Source organism: Bacterioplanes sanyensis (genome assembly GCF_002237535.1).
GTDB lineage: Bacteria > Pseudomonadota > Gammaproteobacteria > Pseudomonadales > Oceanobacteraceae > Bacterioplanes > Bacterioplanes sanyensis_A.
Window position 1 is genome coordinate 706,110 of record NZ_CP022530.1, and the last position, 21,197, is coordinate 727,306.

Below are 21,197 nucleotides of genomic sequence, written 5' to 3' on the forward strand. Positions count from 1 at the left end.
TCAGCCGGATTTTCTATCATGCTGCCCGTTTGCGCAGACTTGCGCAAACACACAGCGCCGGCCTCCACCGGCGACACATCCGTCATTATGGCGCTGCGTAGCGCCAGTACAGAAAGAGCATTTATGCGACTGATATTTCTCCTGCTGAGCTTGGCCAGCGTCGGTTGCGCACGACTGGATCAGGTTCAATTTGGCAGCCTCGACCAAAGCGCAGGCCAACTAACGCCTGTCAGTTTTGCCGTCAACGAGCTGGGTCTGGACATGGCCGCTGGCGCCGAAATTGCCCGCCAGCTGAGCAGCGGCCAAGCCTCACAAGACTTGCAAGCGCTGCGCGATATTCTGGCACTGATCAATATGGGGCCACGCACCGGCAACCCAGTATTTGATGACAGTTACAGCGATCACATTCTGGCCAGCATTCTGGCGCAATGCCCCAGTGGCCAGCTGACAGGCCTGCGTTCTATTCGTGAGGGCATTGCCTACGGTCCGGTGTCGGGCGAGGTGGTGCGTATCGACGGTTTTTGTATTCATCCGCGGAGTTAATTGGTTATGAAAGTGTTGTTCACCGCTGCTTTGTTGGCGTTACTGAGTGGCTGCGTCAGTCTCAACTCGATCTCGATGACGCAAGTGCCCCAACAACGTCAAAACGAAGTATCCAGCCAAGCCGACCATTGGTCACTGCTAGGGATTGCGTTTAATAATGACTTTGCTGACCAGGCCATGGCAGATCTGCAACAGCAGTGCGTTGGCGGCAAGTTAGAAGGCGTCTACACCAAGTATCAAAACACTCTGTATTTTTTGATTTTGCAGCGTGAGGTGATCGTCAGTGGTTATTGCAACCGGGGGTGATATGCGCATTTTCAGTTTGGTAATCGCCCTGCTGTTGCTCGGCGGCTGCACACACTCGGTGCACCTGCATCATGTCAGCGACGTCGAGCCCACCCTGGGTCAGCAGCCAGCCACAACCTTGGAAGCCAGTGGCGAGCAAAGCGTAGTGCTGGGTTTTGCCTTCGACACTCAATACGCCGACGACGCCCGTCGACAATTACTGCAGCAATGCCCAGGCAAACTGACGGCGATCAGCACACGCTATTCGACCAGCCACGGCTTTTTGCATTGGACCAATCGCATTCATTTGACTGGCCTATGTGTTAACCCGGCAGCGGAGTAAATTCGTCCTCGTCGCCTGGGACCACCGCAAAGCGTCCCTCGCGCCAATCCTGCTCGGCCTGGGCGATGCGCTCGCGACTGTAAGCCACGAAGTTCCAACGGATGTAGGGCACTTCGTGGTAGCGATCACCGCCCAGCAATACCAACCGCGTATAATTCTGTGGCGCTAGCACTTCATCACCCTCCAGCAGTACAAAGTCTCCCGCGCTGTAGTGATCATCTCCCACTGCTACCGAGCCCTGCTGAATGTAAACGGCTAGTTCCTCAGCACCGCTGGGCAACTCGATGCGCTCGCCGGCGGCGCTGATCACGTCCAATAAAAACATCGGTGCATAGGTTCTCACTGGCGAGGTCAAACCGTACGCTTCGCCCGCCACCAAACGCATGTAGGTATTGCCTTGATAACGATGTGGCAGCGCTTGCTTAGCCACATGTTGAAATGATGGTGCGATTTCCGCCTTCTCCGGCGGCAGCGCTAGCCAGAACTGCAAGCCGTTAAGCTCGTGCTCGCCGGCGCGCACCTCCAGTGTTTCGCGCTCAGAGTGCACAATGCCGCGGCCGGCGGTCATCCAGTTCACTTCACCGGGAAAAATTTCCTGCACATTGCCCAAGCTATCGCGATGCAACATGCTGCCAGAGAACAGATACGACAGCGTCGCCAGACCAATATGCGGGTGTGGCCTGACGTTTATGCCCTGACCCGCTTCAAACTGGGCTGGGCCCATGTGATCCAGAAAGATAAAGGGACCGACCATTTTCTTTGCCCGATTGGGCAGGATGCGATTAACACTGAAACCGTCCAGATCTTTTTTATCGCCTTCGATACGAGTCGCCATCGGTTGTCTCCAAAGTCCATGAATGCGCCTGACCGGCTTCGCGGTATCGGCGCTTTGCTACCACATTGCTCAGCAACAGCCCTGTAGAGTCTAGTACCGGCGCCAATTGCGTGAGCCTCTGCTCATTATCGATGCACAACAAAGAACAAAAATTGCAATGTTTCGCCACTTTCATTCCAGTATTTCGAATTTATGCCACCGCCACCGCGTGAGATGGTTGTTCCGCTGCGGGCTGTCGTTCACAATCACTGTCTTTCCATACAGCAGTCAGCCACACGCTCATGACGGATCAAATCAGTTACACCGACGACGGCGTCGAACGCCAGTCTTTGCGCCAATACACCGAGAGCGCCTACCTCAATTACTCCATGTACGTGATTTTGGATCGCGCCTTGCCGCACATTGGTGACGGCATGAAGCCGGTCCAACGCCGTATCGTCTACGCCATGAGCGAGCTGGGGCTGAAAAACACCGCTAAGTACAAAAAATCGGCACGTACCGTGGGCGACGTGCTGGGTAAGTACCACCCGCACGGCGACAGCGCTTGTTATGAAGCCATGGTGCTGATGGCTCAGCCGTTTTCCTATCGCTATCCGATGATTGATGGCCAGGGCAACTGGGGCGCGCCGGACGACCCAAAATCCTTCGCGGCAATGCGTTATACCGAAGCCAAGCTGTCACCGTTTGCCGATGTGTTGTTGTCCGAGCTGGGCCAAGGCACCGTCGACTGGCAGCCCAACTTCGATGGCACCCTCGATGAGCCCACCACCTTGCCAGCGCGCTTACCCAATGTATTGCTGAATGGCACGACGGGCATTGCCGTGGGCATGGCCACCGACATTCCGCCGCACAATGTGCGCGAAGTCGCCAGTGCCTGTATTCGCTTGCTGGACGAGCCCAGCGCCGATATGGACGCATTGTGCGAGCATATCCAGGCGCCAGATTTCCCCACCGACGCTGAAATCGTCACCCCAAAAGACGACATTCGCAAACTCTACCGCACTGGCCGCGGGTCGATAAAAATGCGCGCCGTGTACGAAGTCGACGATGGTGAAATCATCGTCACGGCGCTGCCGCACCAAGTTTCTGGCGCGCGCATTCTGGAGCAAATTGCCCAGCAAATGCAGGCGAAGAAACTACCGCTGGTGACGGATCTTCGAGACGAATCCGATCATGAAAACCCGACTCGTCTGGTGATCGTGCCGAAGTCCAATCGAGTGGACTGCGAAGCGGTGATGGCGCACTTGTTTGCCACCACCGACCTAGAGAAAAACTACCGCGTTAACATGAATGTGATTGGCCTCGATGGCCGTCCACAGGTCAAAGACCTGCGCACCATGTTGGTGGAGTGGCTGGAATATCGCACCGGCACCGTACGTCGCCGGTTACAGCACCGCTTGGACAAGGTGCTGGCGCGCCTACACATTCTTGAAGGTATGTTGGTCGCCTTCCTCAACATTGATGAGGTGATCCACATCATCCGCACCGAGGACGAACCCAAGTCGGTGCTGATGCAACGCTTTGGGGTCAGCGAGACGCAAGCTGAGGCCATCTTGGAGCTGAAGCTGCGCCACCTCGCCAAGCTCGAAGAGATGAAGATTCGCGCCGAGCAGGATGAGTTGTCACAAGAACGCGACAAGCTGGAGAAGACCCTTGGCTCGGATCGGCGTTTAAAAACACTGATCAAAAAAGAACTGGCCGCCGATGCCGAAAAATACGGCGATGACCGTCGCTCACCAGTGGTGGTGCGCGGCGAAGCCAAAGCCTTCAGCGAAACCGAGTTACTGTCGTCCGACCCTATTACCGTGGTGCTGTCACAAAAAGGCTGGATACGCGCCGCCAAAGGGCACGACATCGATGCCAGCAGCCTGAATTACAAAGCCGGTGACGGCTATCTGGCCAGTGCCAAAGGCCGCAGCAATCAAAACGCCATGTTTATTGATTCCAGCGGCCGCGCTTACAGTCTGGCGGGGCATACTTTGCCCTCGGCTCGTGGTCAGGGTGAACCTCTGACTGGACGGCTAAACCCGCCGTCTGGCAGTGAGTTTTTGTCGGTGCTGATGGGCAATGACAACGACCACTACTTGCTCAGCACCGACGCTGGTTATGGCTTTATCGCCCACATCAGTGACTTGTTCAGTAAAAACAAAGCGGGCAAATCGCTAATCACCGTGCCCGACAATGCCCGTATTCTGGCCCCGGCCGCAGTCACGGACCCAGCGCAACAATGGATTGCAGCGGTGACCAACGAAGGGCGCCTGTTGGTCTTCCCGGCAGCCGATTTGCCGTTAATGGCGCGCGGAAAGGGTAACAAGATGATCAACATCAGCGCCGCGCGTGCCGCTTCCCGCGAGGAGTTAATGATTGCTGCCGTCGCCTTCAGTGACACCGATGTCATTCAAGTGCAAGCAGGGAAGCGTCACATGAAACTGAAGTTTGCCGACCTTGAGCATTACCAAGGAGAGCGCGGACGCCGAGGCAACAAACTGCCGCGTGGTTTCCAGAATGTGGACGCCATGATAGTCCTGCGCTCAGACGACGAATGTGTCTGATCGTTTTTGATTGGCAGCCAAGCAAGCAGCTGTTACTGGCCGCCAATCGCGATGAGTTTTATCAGCGTCCGGCGGCGGCCATGCACATCTGGCCAGAGCAACCAAGCATTCTGGCCGGCCGCGATTTGACCCAAGGCGGTACGTGGTTGGGCATCAATCGCACTGGTCGTATCGCCATGCTGACCAATGTCCGCACCCCAGACCCTGCGCCCGAACAGCCGCGCTCACGCGGTGAGCTGGTGCTGCAGTTTTTGGCCGGTTCGGCGGAGCCGCAGGATTATCTGGCCGAGATTGACGGCGCCCACTACGGCCATTTCAATTTCATCTGTGGCGACCTGTCGCAGCTGTGGTACTTCAGCAACCATGGCGGCAACGCTGCCACTCAGATCACTGCCGGCATTCACGCACTCAGCAATGCCCAACTCGATACCCCCTGGCCAAAAGCCGAGCTGGCGAAACAGCAGCTGCGAGACTGGTCATCGACCGAACTGCCGCTTGGCTTGTTAAACCGGCGCCAACCGTTCGCCGATGAAATATTGCCCAACACTGGCGTTGCCCAAACGCTGGAGCGTCAGTTGTCCGCCCAGCATATCCACATTTCCGACCACTACGGCACGCGCTGCCAAACGGCGGTGAAGCTGCTGCCACAAGACGTATGGATTGCTGAACAAGGGTTCGATAATCTGGCCCAAGTCACGCACCAATGTCAGTGGCACTGGTCGCTCTGATTTCGCTGTTTGCGTCAATAAGTCAGCACTTTTCTCGAAAGTTTCCGATCGCCAGACAACTGCTTGTTTTTGCTTAACAAACTCGAAAGAAGCAGAAACATCAGTTGCATTCGTTTACAAAAATCCTGTTACAAGCGCGCCAATCAAATCACACTTTTTAGCATCTGCGTCCATACTTTATGGCATGAAGATACAGCCTTCCGCCCAGCGTCATTCCAGCTCTGCGATTCGCGCCACCGGCATCATTGCCTTGGTGTGTATGGCACTGTTGTTTGCTGCCTTGGCGGCCAGCATCAATACCAAGCCTTACATGCCGCCAAACGTGGCGCAGCGCTACATGGAGCATTGGCTGATTGAGTCGTCGCGCCAAGTAGCAGGCGAAGTGCGGCTGAAGCATGTGCGTGCCATTGAGCCGTTTTATCTGCGCCGCGATTACCAACCCGTGTGGATGGACAGCTTTGAAATCACGGACGCCGGACGTGAATTGTTACAAGCCCTGCGTGAGACGGCCGCCGACGATTGGCGCAACTATGGTTACGAGCTGCCGGTGCTGGAGCGCGAGGCCAGCCGCCTATCCAACATTCCAAAACAAGCCACTGCAGTAGATGTGTTGCTGACGGATGCGTTCGTCACCTACGCCAAGCAAGTGCTGAACTCTGAGTTGTTGCCAGATTTAAACGAGGGCGATCACCCCATTCGCAGGGTGGCCAGCTCCAGCCAGGACCGCTTAACCGCTAACGGCATCAGCGAAGAGCGTATTGTTGAGCTGCTACATGAATCGATTAATCGCGGTGAGCTTGAGCATTTGATCGAGCAACTGACCCCTTCTCACCCTGGTTACTTGCAACTGCGCAACGAACTCAACCGTTACCGTGACATCGCCAATTCCGGGTTGTGGTATCCGTTGCCGGCCGATTTGAGCCTGCAGCCTGGGGAGCGTCATCGGCAAGTGCCGCAATTGCGCTGGATGCTGTCTCAATACGGCGATCTGAAAAAAGGCGCCTTGGCGTGGCTGTTCGCCGAGGACAAAACCCTCACTCAAGCTCCGTTAGAAGGTGAAGCGGTTGACCTGTCGCAGCCGCAGTTTTTGTTTGACGATGCGTTGCAGCAAGCGGTGAGTTATTTCCAGCAGCGCCATCAGTTGCCAGCCGATGGCCTTATCAGCGCTGAAACGTTACAAACCCTGAACATACCGCCCTATCAGATTGCACAACGCATTGCTCATAACATGAAGCGCTGGCGTCACCTGCCTGAGCATTTGGGCCAACGTTATGTCATGGTCAATATGGCCGACTACCGGCTGCAGCTGGTGGATGGCGGCTCGACCGAGCTGGATATGAAGGTCATCATCGGCAACGCACAGCGTCGCACCCCGGTTATGGCACAAACCATCAGCACGTTAGAGCTGGCACCGACCTGGTCAGTGCCAAGACGTATCGCCGTGACCAGCTTATTACCTAAGATCAAACGCAACCCCGATTACTTGCGCGAGAAAGGCTACCAAGTGATTGGCCGCGTTGATGGTGTGGATAAGTTCATATCTCCGGACGACATTAACTGGTCACGCCTGAGCGCAAATTATTTTCCCTATCGCCTGATTCAAAAGGCTGGTGATGACAACGCACTAGGCACCATCAAATTCCTATTTCCTAACGATCGCGATATTTATCTGCACGACACGTCACAGCCGGAACTGTTCAACCTCGACAAACGCGCATTAAGCTCAGGCTGTGTGCGGGTCGAGCAGCCGCGCTTGCTGGCTGAAAAGCTGCTGCGCGGGCAACAAGGCTGGAACCGTCACGCCATTGATTCGGCCATTGAGCAAACCCGCACGACTCGCATCCGCCTGCAGGAGCAGGTGCCGGTATACCTGATGTACTGGACGACCTGGGTGGACGACAAAGGCGCGCTGCAGATTCGTGACGACGTGTACAAACGCGATTTGATTGCCGGCCTGCCACCCAGTAACCCAGAAGCATAAACCGTTACACTTCTGTGCCGAATACGTTGCTTTATGTAACCCAGCCACTGACTTTCACGACGAAGCTGTCTATCTAAAAAGCCAGTGTGAGCTGGTTCCCTGTCCTATTGCCATGCGTTTGGCATACTCGCACCTGTTTTTCAGGGGTGGATATTTCGCATGATCAGTCGTCGTCAGTTGTTAACAAATGCAGCGCGTCTTTCAGCCGTGGCTTGCAGCGGTGCAGGCTTTTCACTGACGGCCCAGTCGAGCGAAGCAGACAGAACGCTGCGTCTTTACAACATCCACACAGGTGAACACGTCACCTCCACCTTTTGGTCCAACGGTCACTACATCGACTCCGAGCTGCAGAGTTTGGACCTGTTAGTTCGCGATCATCGCGCCAATCAGGCCATTGCCATGCAGCGTGAGCTGTACCAGCGTTTGTTCGATTTGCAGCAGTTGTTCGCCGCCGAGCAGCCGATGTACATCATCTCCGGCTATCGTGCCCCGCACACCAATCGCTCGCTGCGCCAAGGCTCGAGCGGTGTCGCTGAGGGCAGCTTGCACATGCAAGGCAAAGCCATCGACATCCGCATCCCTGGCGTATCTCATCGTCACTTGCACCAAGCCGCCATCGCCATGCGCGCCGGTGGTGTGGGGTATTACCCCAACGACGGTTTTGTACACTTGGATACCGGTCGTGTGCGCCGCTGGACGTCCTAACGGCTACTGAGTCGCGGTCAGATTCGGGCCAATCAAACGTGCAAAGCCCGCTTTCTCCAGCGACAGCTGAATAGTAGAAACGATGATAGGTGCGCTGTCGATTTGCATCACCTCTTCCAGCAACTGCTGCGCCCAGCGTTGGCTGATGCCACGCAATACCGACTTCACTTTGGGCAAGTTAGTGGCATTCATCGACAGCATATCGTAGCCCATCGCCATCAGCAGCACGGCACCTAACGGGCTACCCGCCATTTCGCCACACACACTGACCGGCGTATCGCTGGCTTTGGCATCTCGAGCAATCATGCTTAATGCGCTCAACACGGCGGGATGAAACGCCTGATAGAGATCCGCCACTCGAGGATTGTTACGGTCTACCGCCAGCAAGTACTGGGTGAGATCGTTGCTGCCCACAGAGAGAAAGTCCACCCGCGCCGCTAACTCACGGATTTGATACACAGCCGCGGGCACTTCAATCATCACGCCGACATCGGGCATCACGATGTCGAAATCTTCTTCTAATAGCTCAGCATGGGCGCGATAAATCAGATGCAAAGCTTCATCGACTTCATTCACGCTGCTGATCATCGGCAGCATGATACGCAGGTTATCCAACCCTTCACTGGCACGCAGCATGGCGCGTATCTGTACCAGAAAAATCTCCGGGTGGTCGAGGGTCACACGAATGCCGCGCCAGCCCAAAAACGGGTTGGCTTCTTCGATGGGAAAGTAGGTCAGCGCTTTGTCACCGCCAATATCCAGCGTTCGCATGGTGACCGGATTAGGGGCAAAGGTCTTAAGCTGCTGGTGGTAGATTTTTTGCTGCTCGGACTCCGACGGAAAGCGATCCTTCATCATAAAAGGCACTTCGGTACGATACAGGCCTACACCCTCGGCGCCGCGCTCCAAACTGCGCACGGCATCGGTAATTAATCCGGTGTTAACCCACAGCGGAATGCGATGGCCGTCTTGCGTTTCAGCAGGCAGGTCTTTCAGTTCCAACAAGTCTTGCTGCAGTGCCTGTTCTTCCTCGTAAATGGCTTGATACTGCTCTCGCAGCTCATCACTCGGATTGGAGAACAAGCGCCCACGGTAACCATCAACAATCAGTGGCCGCCCGTTAAGCTTGGCGTAGGGTAAATCCACCACTCCCATTACGGTGGGAATGCCCATCGCACGGGCCAAAATGGCCACATGCGAGTTAGATGACCCCTGCACAGACACCAAACCGCGTAATTTGTCCGTTGGCACTTCAGCCAGCATGGCGGGGGTAAGCTCCTCACTGACCAGCACCGTATCATCCGGCAGGCCATCAATGTCTAGCTGGGTATCACAGCCCTCCAGGTGGGCCAGAATACGGGTGCCTAGATCGCGAATGTCGGTGGCGCGCTCACGCAGGTACACATCTTCCATCATTTGGAAATGCCCGACGTATTCCATCACCACCTGCCGCAATGCACCGGCTGCCCAGTTGTTGGTATCACGAATACGCTGGCGCACTTCTGCGCCCAGAGCGTTGTCGTCGAGCATATTCAGGTACACATCAAACAGCGCCATTTCTTCTGGACGCAACTCGCCGCTCAGTTGTTGGCCCAAGTGACGAATCTCATCTTGGGCATCGTGCAACGCTCGATCAAAGCGTAAGACTTCGGCATCGACCGACTCAGGCTCTTTGTCTACCACACTGCTCAGATCCGCAGCCGGTGTGATGACATAGCCCACACCCAAGCCGACCCCAGGTGCTCCAGGAACGCCGGCGAAACGTGCACTGCGACGGCGGACACCGCGCTGGTGGTGCAACTCAAGAATGTCGCCAGTAGCCTCAGCATGAGCAATTACACCCGCCAGCTGCGCTGACATGGTGACCAAAAACGCCTCTTCGCCCTGATCGAACTGACGGCTTTCACGTTGCTGAATAACCAGCACCCCCATCAACCGCTTGTGATGAATGATGGGCACGCCTAGGAAAGAGTTGAACGGAGATTCGCCCGTTTCCGAGACGAAATGGAACTTGGGGTGAGACGGCGCATTGTCGATGTTGAGCGGCTCCTCGCGCGCGCCGACCAAAGCCACCAAGCCTTGTGATGTCGACAGCCGAACACGGCCAACGGCCTTTTTGTTCAGACCTTCGGTCGCCATCAACACATATTCTTTACTGTCTGCGTCGTACAGGTAAACAGAGCACACTTCCGTCTGCATCGCTGCCCGGATACGCGCCACCACCACCTCCAATGCCTGATTAAGATTGGCGGCGGTGCTGACCTCCTGAACAATACGACGCAGAATATCCAGCATATTCCCTACCCTTAGTTATTGTCTTTAGCCACAGCGCATTGCCTGCGGCGGTGAGCGAGACAGCCTTGCTGCGCAACAGCATCACTCCATGTCAGTTGCCATGCCTACGCTGCAAGCGCGCGATGCGCGGAGCCAGCTCGGTCAGTGCGCTGCGGTAAACATCGCGCTTAAACGACACCACCTGCCCCAGAGGATACCAATAGCTCACCCACTCCCAGCCATCAAATTCTGGTTTGTTGGTGGTGGCCACATTGACCTCGTCGTCGCTGCTGAGCAGACGCAACAAATACCATTTCTGTTTCTGGCCAACGCACACGGGCTTGCTGTCTTGGCGAATCATGCGCCTGGGCAAACGATAGCGCAGCCATCCGCGGGTACAGCCCAATATTTTTACATCTTTGGGCTGTAAGCCAACTTCCTCCGCCAGCTCTCGATATAACGCTTTCTCCGGCGATTCGCCCTGTTTTATGCCTCCTTGCGGGAACTGCCATGCATCCTGCCCTACGCGGCGTGCCCATAACACTTGTCCAGCATCATTACAGATGATGATGCCTACATTGGGGCGATACCCCTGATCGTCTATCACGCTGAATTCCAATCTTTTGTCTTAGCCTCAAACTTGCCGATTTGACGGCAAAGGTCAAGCACGGAGATGAGGAGTCCGTTAGTGAGAGCCTTAATAATGAGAGATTTTATGAGTTTATCTACTCAAAACTGATAATTATAAGGAAAGCGTCGCGACCTGCTTTTACAATATCGACCTCACTTATTTGATCTGACTACTCAATCGGAGGAATGCTGGTGGCATTGGCAATCTTTGACCTCGACCACACCCTGATCAGCGGTGACAGTGATCATGCCTGGGGACAATACTTGGTTGATCGGCAATTGGTCGATGCGGAAGAGCACCAACGCCGCAATGACGAGTTTTATCGCCAGTACCAAGCCGGCGACTTGGACATCCATGCGTATCTGGCCTTCGCGCTAGCCCCACTCACGCGCTATCCGCGAGAACAAATGGAAGCCGAGCGCGCGCAGTTTATCCAGCAGCGCATCGTCCCTTTGATTACAGAGCGCAGCCGTGCCCTGATCCAGCATCATAAAGAACAGCAAGACCAGTTGTTGATCATCACCGCGACCAATGGATTTGTGACATATCCCATAGCAGCGGAGCTGGGCATCGAGGATATAATTGCCCCCCATCCGGAAGAGATCGACGGCCGCTATACCGGTCGCATTGTCGGTGAGCCGAGCTTTCAGCAGGGCAAGGTCACACGCTTGCAGCAATGGATGGAAGACAAAGGATGCGATCTGGCTGGCAGCTTCTTTTACAGCGATTCGCACAATGACCTGCCATTGCTGCGCGAAGTCTCGCATCCCGTTGCTGTCGATCCAGACGACACATTGCGGCAATATGCTCAACAGCACGGCTGGGACATCATCAGTTTAAGGGACTGAATCATGACAAAAAGGTGGTGCATACCACTGTTAACTTTGTGGATCGTGGGCTGCGACCAGACGCCCACCGCACCAACGCAAGTACAGACAACGACACCGCAGGAGGTCACCCGCCAACTCAGCGATGACCCGGCGCTGTCCAGCCTGCGCGCGGACCTTGGCTTGATGGCCTACACCCGCTGGTCACAAGCCAGTCAAGCCGCTCAGCAGCTGGACTCACGCATTGCCGCCTTGCTGCACACTCCCAACGATGCACTGCTGGCAGAGGCCAGACAAGCTTGGCGCCAAGCGTATAGCGCCTATCTCGGCGCTCAGTTATTTACGCAACTGCCAATCAACGACCCACCCGATTGGCACCGCCAGCGGGTCGATAAACAGTCATTGCAAGAACGCCTCGACAGCTGGCCAATAGAGCCGGGCTACATCGACTACCTGCCCAATTATCCCTTTAGTGGCATCGTGAATGACCTGGCTTTGGAGCTCACGCCGCAAACTTTGCTTGAGCAACACGGGTTTTCTGATGCCAGCTCTGCCAGCCTTGGCTATCACCCGATAGAGTTTATGTTGTGGGGCGATCAGGGCGTGCGCAGCGCCAAAGACTTTTACGCCCGCGCCAATACCATCGCCACTGTAGCAAGCGTGGAAAATGACCAACCCGCACTGCCCGCCACAGACCGAGTGCAAAACCATCATCGGCGACGCGAATATCTGGCGCTGGTCAGTGATCAACTGCAAAAAGATTTACAGCGCATCCAACGGCGCTGGCAACCCAGCGAGGGTTACTACGCGCAAGCACTGAACGATAGCCGTCCTGAGCAGCTGTTATCCGCCACCCTAATGGCAGCGCAGCGGCTGGTATCTCAGCAGCTGCTGCAACAGCGCCTTGATCAGCACAGCAGCGAGTTTTCCATGACCAGCCTGGATGACCTGCAAGCTCTGACTGACGGAGTGTTTAGCGTCATCATTCCGGGCGAGCCACAGCAAGGTCTGAACCCGTTACTGGAGGAGGCGGAGCGACAGCAGTGGCAGCACCTGCAGCAGCACATCGATGGGCTACTGCAACAATGGCGTGGCGGCGAGCTGCTGTCACAGGATGCCCGTGAACAGCTGCGTGAAGCCTACATTACCTTGCTGTCACAGCTGCAACGCAGCGCTAGCAGCCTGGGCATAGCGCTGCCTGCGGCGGGTTAACGCGTCGGTAATACTCGGGCGAACACCGCTTTCAGGTAGCGTGTTTCCGCCACCGCGGGCAACACTGGGTGATCAGCGCCCTGGCTGCCCAAATGCTGGATTAACACTTCGCGGTCCAATTCCCGCCCAACGATACGCAACATATCGGGCAAGCGGTCATCGCCCAGGTTCATAGAGCATGAGCCCGACACCAGCAGCCCGTCGCGCTGCAGCAAGCGCATCGCCAGCTGGTTTAGGCGCCGGTAGGCCTGTTCTCCGGCCTTAATGTCCTTGCGGCGAGGAATCAGCGCCGGTGGGTCGACCACAACAATGTCGAAACGCTCGCCATCGTCTTTTAACTGCTTCAGTGCAGCAAAGGCGTCACCCTGCCAGCAATGCAGCTTGTCAGCGACGTCATTCAAACCAGCATTTTGCTCGACCCAATCCAACGCTTGCGCGGAGGCATCCACACAATGCACTTCACTGGCGCCATGACGCGCCGCCTGTACGCCCCAACCACCGATGTAACTGAAAACGTCCAACACTCGCTTGCCCGCCACCAACGTATTCAACCGTGCGCGGTTGTCACGATGATCGTAGAACCAACCGGTTTTCTGCCCGGCAATCACCGGTGCCATAAAGCGTGTGTCGTTTTCAACCAGTGGCGCGCAATCGTCCTGCAGTTCGCCTTTGACCACTTCCACGTACTCCTCCAGCCCAGCTGCAGCGCGCAGTTTGCCGTCGTTTTTCAGCACAATGGCAGCAGGCTTGGCCACCTGATCAACGGCGGCCACGATGTCGTCACGCAGCAGCTCCATGCCTTCATTAGAAATCTGGATCACCACCACATCGCCAAAGCGGTCAATCACCAACCCTGGTAACGCATCGCTGTCGCCATAGACCCAGCGATAACACTGATGGGGATACCACAGCTCACGGCCGCTCATGGCGATTTTTAAACGATGCACTAACCAAGAGCGATCCAATTCCTGCTGCGCGTTGCGGCTAAATAGCCGCGCACAGATAAGCTGCTGCGGGCTGACCAAAGCACGCCCCAGCACCTGACCAGAGGCGCTTTCAACCACCACTTGCTGGCCCGGCTGCAGCAACTTGAGTGGCGTTTGTTGTATGTCCACTTCATTGCTGTATACCCAGCAATGGCCGCCTTTGATGCGTCGCTCGGTCTTCGGCTTAAGGCGCAGAACGGCCGTCATAATCACTCCAGCTGGTTACAAAAAAAGACCGGCATTATACGCTGCCACACAATCTCCCCACCACATTGCCAACGTTGGGTTGCTACACTTAGCCCGTTCTCACCAATGGACCTGCGCATGGGACACGAACTCACCAACGAGCAAATTGACTCCATCCTGCAAGGGATTCGCATCCCGCCGCAGCCACAAATTTTGGTGGATTTGCAGCTCGAGCAAGTGATGCCCGACCCAGACTTAGGGCGCATTGCTACCTTAATCCGCCAGGACCCAGGGCTGGCCGGGACCGTACTAAAAGTCGTCAACTCGCCGTTTTATGGCCTGCGTAATCGCATTACCTCAGTGGAGCAGGCGGTCAATCTGATTGGCATGAACAGCGTGGTGAACATAGTGAACGGGCTGTCGATCAAAAGCCAAATGAGCGATGAGACCATTGTCGCGATGAATCGCTTTTGGGACACCGCCACCGACATTGCCAATGTCGCCACCACCATCGCCAAGCAGGTCGGCTACCCGAACCCTGACTTGGTTTACCTGCTGGGTTTATTTCATAACTGCGGCATTCCGCTGTTGATGGAGCGCTTCGATAACTACTCGCAGGTGATGGTGGAGTCCTATGAGCACCCAGAACTGCGCGTCGTAGATGTTGAAAATCAGAAGCTGAATACCAATCACGCCGTGGTCGGTTACTACACCGCCAAGTCTTGGCGACTGCCTAAATTATTGTGTGATGTGATTGCCGAGCATCACAATGCCACGCGTTACTTCAGCGCCAGCGACTATCGCGATACCGAGCAAAAAACGCTGCTCGCCATTCTCAAGCTGGCAGAGCATATTTGCGGCAACTATCGAGTGTTAGGTAAGCAAAGCACAGACCCAGAGTGGCTAGCCATCGGCGATGAAATCCTGGCCTATCTGGGTCTCGGTGAATACGACATGGAACAGATGGAGGCCAACTTTGCCGAGATGGGCGCCAGCTACCAGAACTACTTCTAGTGTCCTTAGTCTCAGCGCTACAGCCCCATCGCCTTTTGCATAATGTGCTGCTTGACCGGCAGGCAAGCATCAAACCAGCGCATACCTTGGTTGCGAGCTAAACGAAACCACGGGTTTTGCGCCGCAAACAGACGCTTAAAGCCTTCCATCGCTGCCATCGTAGCCAAATTATCGCTTTGCCGACGGCGCTGATAGCGCTGCAGTATCGCCAAGCTGCCAGGATGCAATCCGCGCTGGCAAGCCCGCACCACCTCTTCGCTTAACACACGCGCATCTTTGAAACCTAGGTTTACACCCTGTCCGGCCAAAGGATGAATGGTGTGCGCCGCATCGCCAGCCAAGGCAACACCAGCTGACACATAATGCTTGGCATGACGCTGACGCAACGGAATGGCCGCCCGTTGCGACACCTCCAACACACTGCCTAGGCGATTCTCAAACGCCAGTGCCAATTGCTCAGCAAAATCCTTGGCATCGAGTTGCATGAGAGCCTGGGCCTCCGCCACCTCGGTTGACCACACAATAGATGCCAACTGCTCATCACCGGCCAACGGCAGCAATGCCAATGGCCCTTGTGGTCGGAATCGTTGCCATGCGGTGTTTTGCAGCGGCTGTTGCATACGCAGCGTGGCGACGATGGCGTGATGCTGATAGTCCCATTCGCGCGTTGATAGCCCCGCCCACTGGCGCACCCGAGAGTGAGCACCATCGGCACCCACCACCAAGCAAGCGGACACCAGCGTGTCATTGGCCAACATCACCGGCGTCCAGTCATCCTGCGGATTGTCGATGTAGGCCACGGCATACGGCAGCAAGGTGACCGGTAGTTGTTCTACCACTTGGCGCAAGGCTGCCAGAGTGTGGCGGTTTTCAACGATGTGACCGAGATCCGGGCGGTGCAAATCCTGGCAATGAAAGCTGACCGAACCCGTGCCTTCACCATCCCAGACGTGCATGTGATGATACGGCTGTTTGCGCTCAATCAGTGGCCAGGCGCCCAGTTGCGCCAGTAAGGTCTGCGATTCTGCAGACAATGCACTGACACGCAGATCATAGTCGTCGACTGCCGTGCCCATAGCAGCATTCGTGGCCTCAATCGGATGCTGCAACGACGGATCCGCCACCGCCACCGAGATGCCCTGTTGCCCCAGATAAGCAGCAATCGACAAGCCCACCATACCGGCGCCGACCACCATCACATCGTACTGTTGCATTACTGCTCTCCCATCAAGTGTGTGGCCGGTTGCCCCAGTCCCATGGCGTGGCGGGCAAATAATCGTCTGGCCGTGGGCGCGGCCGACATGGCCAACAAGCCAGCATCGCGCAGCCCCATCAGTACCGAGCTGTCGCTGCCAAACAGGCCGGGTAGCCAATCACTGGCGGTGATGGTGTTGCGCTGATCGGTTTGTTGCTGCAGGCAATACGCCTGCAAATAACTCAGCTCGCCCGGGTTATCACCACGCACACAGGCCAGATTGATTTGCTCCGCCAGCGCCGCGGTATCGCGCAAAGCCAAATTAAAGCCCTGCCCAGCGACCGGGTGCAGACTGTGCGCGGCGTTGCCCAACAACACCAGAGAGCGACGTACTTGCTCGCTGGCCGTCACCAGCGCCAAGGGATACGTCTGTCGCTCGCCAAGCTTGGTTAAACGTCCCAATCGCCAGCCAATTTGCGCCTGCAAACGCTGTAGGAACTGTGCTTCGCTGAGCGCCATGACACCTGCCGCCTGGTCTTCCGCCAGCGTCCAGACAATGGCAAATTGCTGTTCACTTAATGGTAGAAAGGCGATTGGTCCAGCACTGCTGAAGCGCTCATAAGCCCAATGCTGATGCGGCCGATCGCACTCAACTTGCGTTACCAGCGCGACGCTGTGGTAAGACTTACGCTGCTGTGTGATGCCCAACTGGCTGGCCAATGCAGAGCGTCCGCCATCAGCCACCACCAACAAGCGCGTTTGCAGCGTTTGCTCATCGTCCAGTTGCAGCAAAGCACCCGCTGCATTCATGGTCACCTTGGTGACGCGAGTCGGAGCACGGACGTCGAGCGCTGTAATACCGGCCAAGGGCTGCAGCAAGGCCTCGCCCAATACAGCGTTTTCAACCACATAGCCCAGCGCTTCAACGTCTTGCTCGCTGGCGTGCAAGTGGGCTTGCCCCAATCGCCCTTGGTCGGATACCTGAATGTGCTCGATGGCACAAGCACGCTCATCCAGCGTCGCCGACCATAGCCCCAACTGTTGCAACAGCTGTTGCGAGCCATAGGACAGCGCGGTGGCGCGGCCATCGAAACTGGGTGGCCGCTGGCTGATATCACCGTGCCAGGTTAACGGCTGACCATCCAATAAGGTGACGCGAGCCCCGGCTTGCATCGCTGGAGTGAGCATATGCACCAAGCTGGCGCCGGCCATGCCAGCACCGAGAATCGCAATGTCCGTCGTCGGCTGCTTCATCGCTACCCTTCAGTTAAAGCCCTTGTATTAAGCGTTCAATCTCATCCGCGCTTTTCACCACAGCGGCCGTCAGATTGCGATAGCCACCCGGGGTGACCGCCACGTCATCTTCAATGCGAATACCGATGCCACGCCACTGTTCTGCCACGGTGAGGTCGTCCGGCGCGATGTACAAACCCGGCTCGATGGTGAGCACCATGCCCGGTTCCAACATGCGCCACTCGCCGTCAACGCGATAATCGCCAACGTCGTGCACATCCATGCCAATCCAGTGTCCGGTTTTGTGCATAAAGAAACGCCGATAGCTTTGTTCCTCTAACACCTGCTCAAGTTCATCTTGCAGCAACCCCAGTTCAATCAGTCCTTTGGCCAACACATCCACCGCAGCTTGATGCGGCTGATCCCAATGGTTGCCGGGTTTGACTTGCTCGAATGCTGCCAGCTGCGCTGCCAGCACCAGCTCGTATAACGTGCGCTGCGGGGCGCTAAAGCGGCCGTTAGCAGGGAACGTACGGGTCACATCCGCGGCGTAGTAGTCCAGTTCGCAACCCGCATCGATCAGCACCAGATCGCCGTCCTGAATCTCCGCATTGTTGGCGGTGTAATGCAGGATGCAAGCATTGTCGCCAGCGCCCACGATGGAGGGGTATGCCCAACCGGCACCCGCATCCATAAAGGTGTGCATTAACTCGGCTTCCAGCTGGTACTCACGTAGCCCAGGGCGAACCCGTTGCATCGCGCGGGTGTGCGCCCGCGCGGTGATGTCACCTGCTTTGGCCATCATCTCAATTTCAGCGGGGGATTTAATCAGACGCTGCTCGTGCAGCAAATGATCCAGCGCACTGAACTCATGCGGCGCACCACTGCCACGCGACAGATGCTTGATGCGCTTCACCCAGTGCATCAACTGCTGATCAAAATCAGCGCTGACGCCTAGGCTGGCGTAAATACGATCTTTGCCTTCCAGCAAACCTGGCAGGATTTCATCGATGTCGGCTATCGGAAAGGCATCGTCACAGCCCAATTGCTGCGGCGCAGCGTCTGGGCCGACGCGGCGACCTTCCCATACCTCTTTGGCAGGGTCCTTTTCTTCACAAAAAAGCACGTATTCACCGTGCTCACGCCCAGGAATCAACACCACCACCGCATTGGCTTCATTAAAGCCGCTCAAGTAATAGAAGTCGCTGTCCTGGCGATACGGGTGTTCAACGTCGCTGTTGCGGTGAGTCATGGGCGCAGCGGGGACAATGGCAATGCTGTTGGCCGCCATGTGCGCCATCAGCTGCTCGCGACGACGCTGAAACTCAGAGTGTGGCAGTGTCATAAAAGCTCCATTAATGCAGTGGCTGAGCGGGGGATTGCGGTGACTGATTGAGGCTGTAAAACACCGTCAATGCAGCCATGCGTGCGTGCTCAGTCAGCTGCTGCAACAAAAATTCATTTTCCGGGTCGGCAGGGTCTTCCAACGTGGCACCGGTAAAGGCGTCCAGGTCGCGCAGCACTTCGGTGACGTCGGCTGGCAACTGCCCTTGCACATTGCCCGAAGCGCCAAAGCCATCCAGAAAGCCTTTGCTCCACTGCACCAGACAATCCAATTGCTCATCGACATCGGCGTCATCATCGTCCGGCAGCAATGGCTGAAATTGCATGTTTTCTTGTGCCAGGCTCTGCAGTACAGCAGGGTAGAAGTTCGCCAACGCTTGGCTCAGGCCATCGTCCAGGGCGTCTTCCATTTCCAGGTAGTCGGACGCTTCGCGCATCCAGGCATCGGGTTTCAGCCGGCCGCCAGCAGACAGAAAACCTGTCAGCCAACCATGCAACGCCGACGGCGTTTGAAAGCAGCGGGCTTGCAGCCAAATGTCGGCAAGATCAGAAAACAGCATAGGTTGATGTCGCTTTGTAGAAGGTACTGGCGCATTCTAACATTGCCATCGCGGCCTGGCTGCCCTGTACCCGGGTGCAACAATTGACCGGCGCGCGCAGCGGCTAATATAGTAAGGACGCCGCCAGTGCGGCATTTCGAACACACACCTCAAGGTAGATGCTCCCATGGACAGCGACGCTTATCCGTCAGCGGACAGCGCACTTCAACTACAGTATTTGCAGCGCAAGGTAGCGAAACTGCTGGCCGCGCACGAGCAACTGCGCGAGCAAAACAAAGCCATGCGCTTATCCGAAGCACAATGGCAAGCTGAGCGCGCCAAGTTGCTGCAGCAAAACGAAATGGCGCGGCAAAAGGTCAATGATATGATTCAGCGCCTGCAAACCCTGGAGCGCAATAGTGGCTAATTCGTCTAAAACACTGTCCCTGACCATTCTTGACCGGGAGTACCGAGTCAATTGTCCGGAGGGCGCAGAAGAGCGTTTACACGAGTCGGCGCGGTTATTGGATCAGCGCATGCAGGAAATCAAACAGGCGGGCTCATCCACCGGCAAGGTGCTGGGCCCAGACCGCGTGGCGGTGATTGCAGCGCTGAACATGGCCAACGAATTGATCGAGCTGCGCCAGCAAGATCAGAAGGTAAACCGCAGCATGTCGCAGCTGTGTGAGGACATTGACCATCTGCTGGAACAGGACCAACAGCTAGAACTGTAAAAGTCGCAGCGCACCCTCGGAATCGGCGCGCGATTTTTGCTATCATGCAAGCGCTCCCTGGGGTGTTAGCCAGTCAATAAAGACCTCGAGCCGATGCGTATTACCCAGGAGGGGAAGTTGGTTGTTGTGTGCATGTCCGCATGACGGAAAGCCTTATTCAGCCAATACCCCGCCACCTTGAACTTCAGGGTTCAAGGGCTTTATGTTTGACAGCGGCACAGTGGGGAGCCCTTTCTTTTGCCCGCCTATTCCGGCAAGTGGTATGAACAAAACACAACTACGACGTTTGATCCGCCAGCAGCGGCGCAGTCTGAGCGCGCAACATCGGCGCTACGCTGCTAACCGCTTTGCCAACCACACCAGTCGCGCACCTGAACTCATTGCTCGCAAGCACATTGCCGTGTACTGGCAAAACGATGGTGAAATCGACCCGGCGTTGGCGATAGAGCAGTGGCTGGCGCAGAAAAAAGTCGTTTATTTGCCGGTCCTACATCCGTTTAAGGCGGGACATCTTTTGTTTGTTCGTTACCAGCCAGGCATGGTGATGCGCCACAATCGTTACGGCATTGCCGAACCCGATTGGCGCTACGCCGCCAGACTACCGGCCAGATTCATGAGCGCGATATTGGTGCCATTGGTGGCGTTTGATCCACGCGGAGCACGTTTAGGAATGGGCGGTGGCTATTACGATCGCAGCTTGGCGCCCTGCCGCGACAGCGGCAGGCGGCCTCTGCTGGTCGGCTGCGCGTATGAGTTCCAAAAACTCGAGCGCTTGCCGATGGAGTCGTGGGATATTCCCATGCACATGATCGTCACCGAAGATCAGTGCTATCGCTTTTAGTCAGCGAATGCTGGTTTCTGATACCACCAAACTCGGTGGCGTGCGCTGCGCTGCGCTCACACTCGTTACTCCAGCCCCGATGGCGACCAGAATCGCCAGCACGAGTAGTACATCTGGTTTTTTCATTGTTGCCGTTCTTCCCCAATTCGAGCTCAGCCATTCTGAGTGGCTGTTATGACAAGCCGATGATAGCCTTTACAAGAACTATA

22 protein-coding genes and 1 other RNA gene are annotated in these 21,197 nt (G+C 56.2%); 14 read left to right on the plus strand and 9 right to left on the minus strand.

Annotated elements, in window-relative coordinates; genetic code table 11:
- Positions 1 to 18 precede the first annotated feature (18 nt).
- The 3 genes from CHH28_RS03230 to CHH28_RS03240 are packed head-to-tail and all read left to right on the plus strand — an operon-like array spanning position 19 to position 1,171.
- The gene (locus CHH28_RS03230) at positions 19 to 543 is read left to right on the plus strand and encodes a hypothetical protein (RefSeq protein WP_199243995.1); all 525 of its coding nucleotides are present in this window, start codon (positions 19 to 21) and stop codon (positions 541 to 543) included.
- A 6-nt stretch (positions 544 to 549) separates the two neighbouring features.
- A complete protein-coding gene (locus CHH28_RS03235; protein ID WP_094058955.1) occupies positions 550 to 849 on the plus strand; it encodes a hypothetical protein in 300 nt (99 codons plus the stop codon).
- A gap of 1 nt (position 850) precedes the next feature.
- On the plus strand, positions 851 to 1,171 hold the full coding sequence (locus CHH28_RS03240) for a hypothetical protein (RefSeq protein ID WP_094058956.1): 321 nt from the start codon (positions 851 to 853) through the stop codon (positions 1,169 to 1,171).
- Here the strand turns inward: CHH28_RS03240 and CHH28_RS03245 are convergent.
- On the minus strand, positions 1,152 to 2,006 hold the full coding sequence (locus CHH28_RS03245; RefSeq protein WP_094058957.1) for a pirin family protein: 855 nt from the start codon (positions 2,004 to 2,006) through the stop codon (positions 1,152 to 1,154). The two genes, CHH28_RS03240 and CHH28_RS03245, sit on opposite strands and share 20 nt — an antisense overlap.
- Positions 2,007 to 2,287: 281 nt before the next feature.
- Between CHH28_RS03245 and parC the strand changes: the two genes are divergently transcribed.
- From parC to CHH28_RS03265, 4 genes are all read left to right on the plus strand, one after another.
- Positions 2,288 to 4,558 carry a DNA topoisomerase IV subunit A gene (gene parC / locus CHH28_RS03250; protein WP_094058958.1) on the plus strand — a complete coding sequence of 757 codons (2,271 nt, stop codon included), beginning with the start codon at positions 2,288 to 2,290 and terminating at the stop codon, positions 4,556 to 4,558.
- Positions 4,549 to 5,286 carry an NRDE family protein gene (locus CHH28_RS03255; RefSeq protein WP_094058959.1) on the plus strand — a complete coding sequence of 246 codons (738 nt, stop codon included), beginning with the start codon at positions 4,549 to 4,551 and terminating at the stop codon, positions 5,284 to 5,286. Before parC ends, CHH28_RS03255 begins: the two co-directional genes overlap by 10 nt.
- A 184-nt stretch (positions 5,287 to 5,470) precedes the next feature.
- A complete protein-coding gene (locus CHH28_RS03260) occupies positions 5,471 to 7,267 on the plus strand; it encodes a L,D-transpeptidase family protein (protein ID WP_094058960.1) in 1,797 nt (598 codons plus the stop codon).
- Positions 7,268 to 7,426: 159 nt separating this feature from the next.
- Positions 7,427 to 7,972, plus strand: a complete 546-nt coding sequence (locus tag CHH28_RS03265) for a DUF882 domain-containing protein (protein WP_094058961.1) — start codon at positions 7,427 to 7,429, stop codon at positions 7,970 to 7,972.
- 3 nt (positions 7,973 to 7,975) lie between these two features.
- Here the strand turns inward: CHH28_RS03265 and ptsP are convergent, their stop codons facing one another.
- Entirely contained in the window at positions 7,976 to 10,267 is a 2,292-nt protein-coding gene (gene ptsP / locus CHH28_RS03270; RefSeq protein ID WP_094058962.1) for a phosphoenolpyruvate--protein phosphotransferase, read from the minus strand.
- A gap of 91 nt (positions 10,268 to 10,358) precedes the next feature.
- On the minus strand, positions 10,359 to 10,853 hold the full coding sequence (gene rppH, locus CHH28_RS03275; protein ID WP_094058963.1) for an RNA pyrophosphohydrolase: 495 nt from the start codon (positions 10,851 to 10,853) through the stop codon (positions 10,359 to 10,361).
- Between the two features lie 209 nt (positions 10,854 to 11,062).
- Here rppH and CHH28_RS03280 point away from each other — a divergent pair, with 209 nt between their 5' ends.
- Positions 11,063 to 11,725: an HAD family hydrolase gene (locus CHH28_RS03280; protein WP_332881229.1), complete on the plus strand. Its 663-nt coding sequence runs from the start codon at positions 11,063 to 11,065 to the stop codon at positions 11,723 to 11,725.
- A 3-nt stretch (positions 11,726 to 11,728) separates the two neighbouring features.
- Positions 11,729 to 12,916 carry an imelysin family protein gene (locus CHH28_RS03285; RefSeq protein WP_094058964.1) on the plus strand — a complete coding sequence of 396 codons (1,188 nt, stop codon included), beginning with the start codon at positions 11,729 to 11,731 and terminating at the stop codon, positions 12,914 to 12,916.
- Here CHH28_RS03285 and CHH28_RS03290 read toward each other — a convergent pair.
- Positions 12,913 to 14,109, minus strand: a complete 1,197-nt coding sequence (locus tag CHH28_RS03290) for a class I SAM-dependent rRNA methyltransferase (protein ID WP_094058965.1) — start codon at positions 14,107 to 14,109, stop codon at positions 12,913 to 12,915. The genes CHH28_RS03285 and CHH28_RS03290 overlap by 4 nt on opposite strands.
- Positions 14,110 to 14,226: 117 nt before the next feature.
- On the opposite strand from CHH28_RS03290, the gene CHH28_RS03295 reads away from it, so the two are divergent.
- Positions 14,227 to 15,102: an HDOD domain-containing protein gene (locus CHH28_RS03295; RefSeq protein ID WP_094058966.1), complete on the plus strand. Its 876-nt coding sequence runs from the start codon at positions 14,227 to 14,229 to the stop codon at positions 15,100 to 15,102.
- Positions 15,103 to 15,119: 17 nt separating this feature from the next.
- Here the strand turns inward: CHH28_RS03295 and CHH28_RS03300 are convergent, their stop codons facing one another.
- Genes CHH28_RS03300 through CHH28_RS03315 form a run of 4 tightly spaced genes read right to left on the minus strand, consistent with a single transcriptional unit; the run spans position 15,120 to position 19,434 of the window.
- On the minus strand, positions 15,120 to 16,316 hold the full coding sequence (locus CHH28_RS03300) for a UbiH/UbiF/VisC/COQ6 family ubiquinone biosynthesis hydroxylase (protein ID WP_094058967.1): 1,197 nt from the start codon (positions 16,314 to 16,316) through the stop codon (positions 15,120 to 15,122).
- On the minus strand, positions 16,316 to 17,551 hold the full coding sequence (gene ubiH, locus CHH28_RS03305) for a 2-octaprenyl-6-methoxyphenyl hydroxylase (RefSeq protein ID WP_094058968.1): 1,236 nt from the start codon (positions 17,549 to 17,551) through the stop codon (positions 16,316 to 16,318). The genes CHH28_RS03300 and ubiH overlap by 1 nt, the downstream gene beginning before the upstream one ends.
- 13 nt (positions 17,552 to 17,564) lie before the next feature.
- Entirely contained in the window at positions 17,565 to 18,875 is a 1,311-nt protein-coding gene (gene pepP, locus CHH28_RS03310; RefSeq protein WP_094058969.1) for a Xaa-Pro aminopeptidase, read from the minus strand.
- Positions 18,876 to 18,885: 10 nt separating this feature from the next.
- Positions 18,886 to 19,434 (minus strand): UPF0149 family protein, encoded by a 549-nt coding sequence (locus tag CHH28_RS03315; protein WP_094058970.1) that lies wholly within the window; start codon positions 19,432 to 19,434, stop codon positions 18,886 to 18,888.
- 166 nt (positions 19,435 to 19,600) lie between these two features.
- Here CHH28_RS03315 and CHH28_RS03320 point away from each other — a divergent pair, with 166 nt between their 5' ends.
- The 4 genes from CHH28_RS03320 (at position 19,601) to CHH28_RS03335 (ending at position 20,988) form a co-directional block, all read left to right on the plus strand.
- A complete protein-coding gene (locus CHH28_RS03320) occupies positions 19,601 to 19,840 on the plus strand; it encodes a TIGR02449 family protein (protein WP_094058971.1) in 240 nt (79 codons plus the stop codon).
- On the plus strand, positions 19,833 to 20,147 hold the full coding sequence (locus CHH28_RS03325; protein WP_094058972.1) for a cell division protein ZapA: 315 nt from the start codon (positions 19,833 to 19,835) through the stop codon (positions 20,145 to 20,147). Before CHH28_RS03320 ends, CHH28_RS03325 begins: the two co-directional genes overlap by 8 nt.
- A gap of 51 nt (positions 20,148 to 20,198) precedes the next feature.
- Positions 20,199 to 20,378, plus strand: a non-coding RNA gene (gene ssrS, locus CHH28_RS03330) — 6S RNA.
- A gap of 31 nt (positions 20,379 to 20,409) precedes the next feature.
- Positions 20,410 to 20,988, plus strand: a complete 579-nt coding sequence (locus CHH28_RS03335; RefSeq protein ID WP_094058973.1) for a 5-formyltetrahydrofolate cyclo-ligase — start codon at positions 20,410 to 20,412, stop codon at positions 20,986 to 20,988.
- Here CHH28_RS03335 and CHH28_RS20335 read toward each other — a convergent pair whose 3' ends face one another.
- Positions 20,989 to 21,114: a hypothetical protein gene (locus CHH28_RS20335; RefSeq protein ID WP_269843676.1), complete on the minus strand. Its 126-nt coding sequence runs from the start codon at positions 21,112 to 21,114 to the stop codon at positions 20,989 to 20,991. It lies immediately after the preceding gene.
- Positions 21,115 to 21,197: the final 83 nt, after the last annotated feature.

Excerpts from the sequence above, each read along its gene's own strand:
- CHH28_RS03230 (WP_199243995.1), top strand. The coding sequence starts at position 19 with ATGCTGCCCGTTTGCGCAGACTTGCGCAAACACACAGCGCCGGCCTCC.
- CHH28_RS03235 (WP_094058955.1), top strand. The coding sequence starts at position 550 with ATGAAAGTGTTGTTCACCGCTGCTTTGTTGGCGTTACTGAGTGGCTGC.
- CHH28_RS03240 (WP_094058956.1), top strand. The coding sequence starts at position 851 with ATGCGCATTTTCAGTTTGGTAATCGCCCTGCTGTTGCTCGGCGGCTGC.
- CHH28_RS03245 (WP_094058957.1), bottom strand. The coding sequence starts at position 2,006 with ATGGCGACTCGTATCGAAGGCGATAAAAAAGATCTGGACGGTTTCAGT.
- parC (WP_094058958.1), top strand. The coding sequence starts at position 2,288 with ATGACGGATCAAATCAGTTACACCGACGACGGCGTCGAACGCCAGTCT.
- CHH28_RS03255 (WP_094058959.1), top strand. The coding sequence starts at position 4,549 with ATGTGTCTGATCGTTTTTGATTGGCAGCCAAGCAAGCAGCTGTTACTG.
- CHH28_RS03260 (WP_094058960.1), top strand. The coding sequence starts at position 5,471 with ATGAAGATACAGCCTTCCGCCCAGCGTCATTCCAGCTCTGCGATTCGC.
- CHH28_RS03265 (WP_094058961.1), top strand. The coding sequence starts at position 7,427 with ATGATCAGTCGTCGTCAGTTGTTAACAAATGCAGCGCGTCTTTCAGCC.
- ptsP (WP_094058962.1), bottom strand. The coding sequence starts at position 10,267 with ATGCTGGATATTCTGCGTCGTATTGTTCAGGAGGTCAGCACCGCCGCC.
- CHH28_RS03280 (WP_332881229.1), top strand. The coding sequence starts at position 11,063 with ATGCTGGTGGCATTGGCAATCTTTGACCTCGACCACACCCTGATCAGC.
- CHH28_RS03285 (WP_094058964.1), top strand. The coding sequence starts at position 11,729 with ATGACAAAAAGGTGGTGCATACCACTGTTAACTTTGTGGATCGTGGGC.
- CHH28_RS03290 (WP_094058965.1), bottom strand. The coding sequence starts at position 14,109 with ATGACGGCCGTTCTGCGCCTTAAGCCGAAGACCGAGCGACGCATCAAA.
- CHH28_RS03295 (WP_094058966.1), top strand. The coding sequence starts at position 14,227 with ATGGGACACGAACTCACCAACGAGCAAATTGACTCCATCCTGCAAGGG.
- CHH28_RS03300 (WP_094058967.1), bottom strand. The coding sequence starts at position 16,316 with ATGCAACAGTACGATGTGATGGTGGTCGGCGCCGGTATGGTGGGCTTG.
- ubiH (WP_094058968.1), bottom strand. The coding sequence starts at position 17,551 with ATGAAGCAGCCGACGACGGACATTGCGATTCTCGGTGCTGGCATGGCC.
- pepP (WP_094058969.1), bottom strand. The coding sequence starts at position 18,875 with ATGACACTGCCACACTCTGAGTTTCAGCGTCGTCGCGAGCAGCTGATG.
- CHH28_RS03315 (WP_094058970.1), bottom strand. The coding sequence starts at position 19,434 with ATGCTGTTTTCTGATCTTGCCGACATTTGGCTGCAAGCCCGCTGCTTT.
- CHH28_RS03320 (WP_094058971.1), top strand. The coding sequence starts at position 19,601 with ATGGACAGCGACGCTTATCCGTCAGCGGACAGCGCACTTCAACTACAG.
- CHH28_RS03335 (WP_094058973.1), top strand. The coding sequence starts at position 20,410 with ATGAACAAAACACAACTACGACGTTTGATCCGCCAGCAGCGGCGCAGT.
- CHH28_RS20335 (WP_269843676.1), bottom strand. The coding sequence starts at position 21,114 with ATGAAAAAACCAGATGTACTACTCGTGCTGGCGATTCTGGTCGCCATC.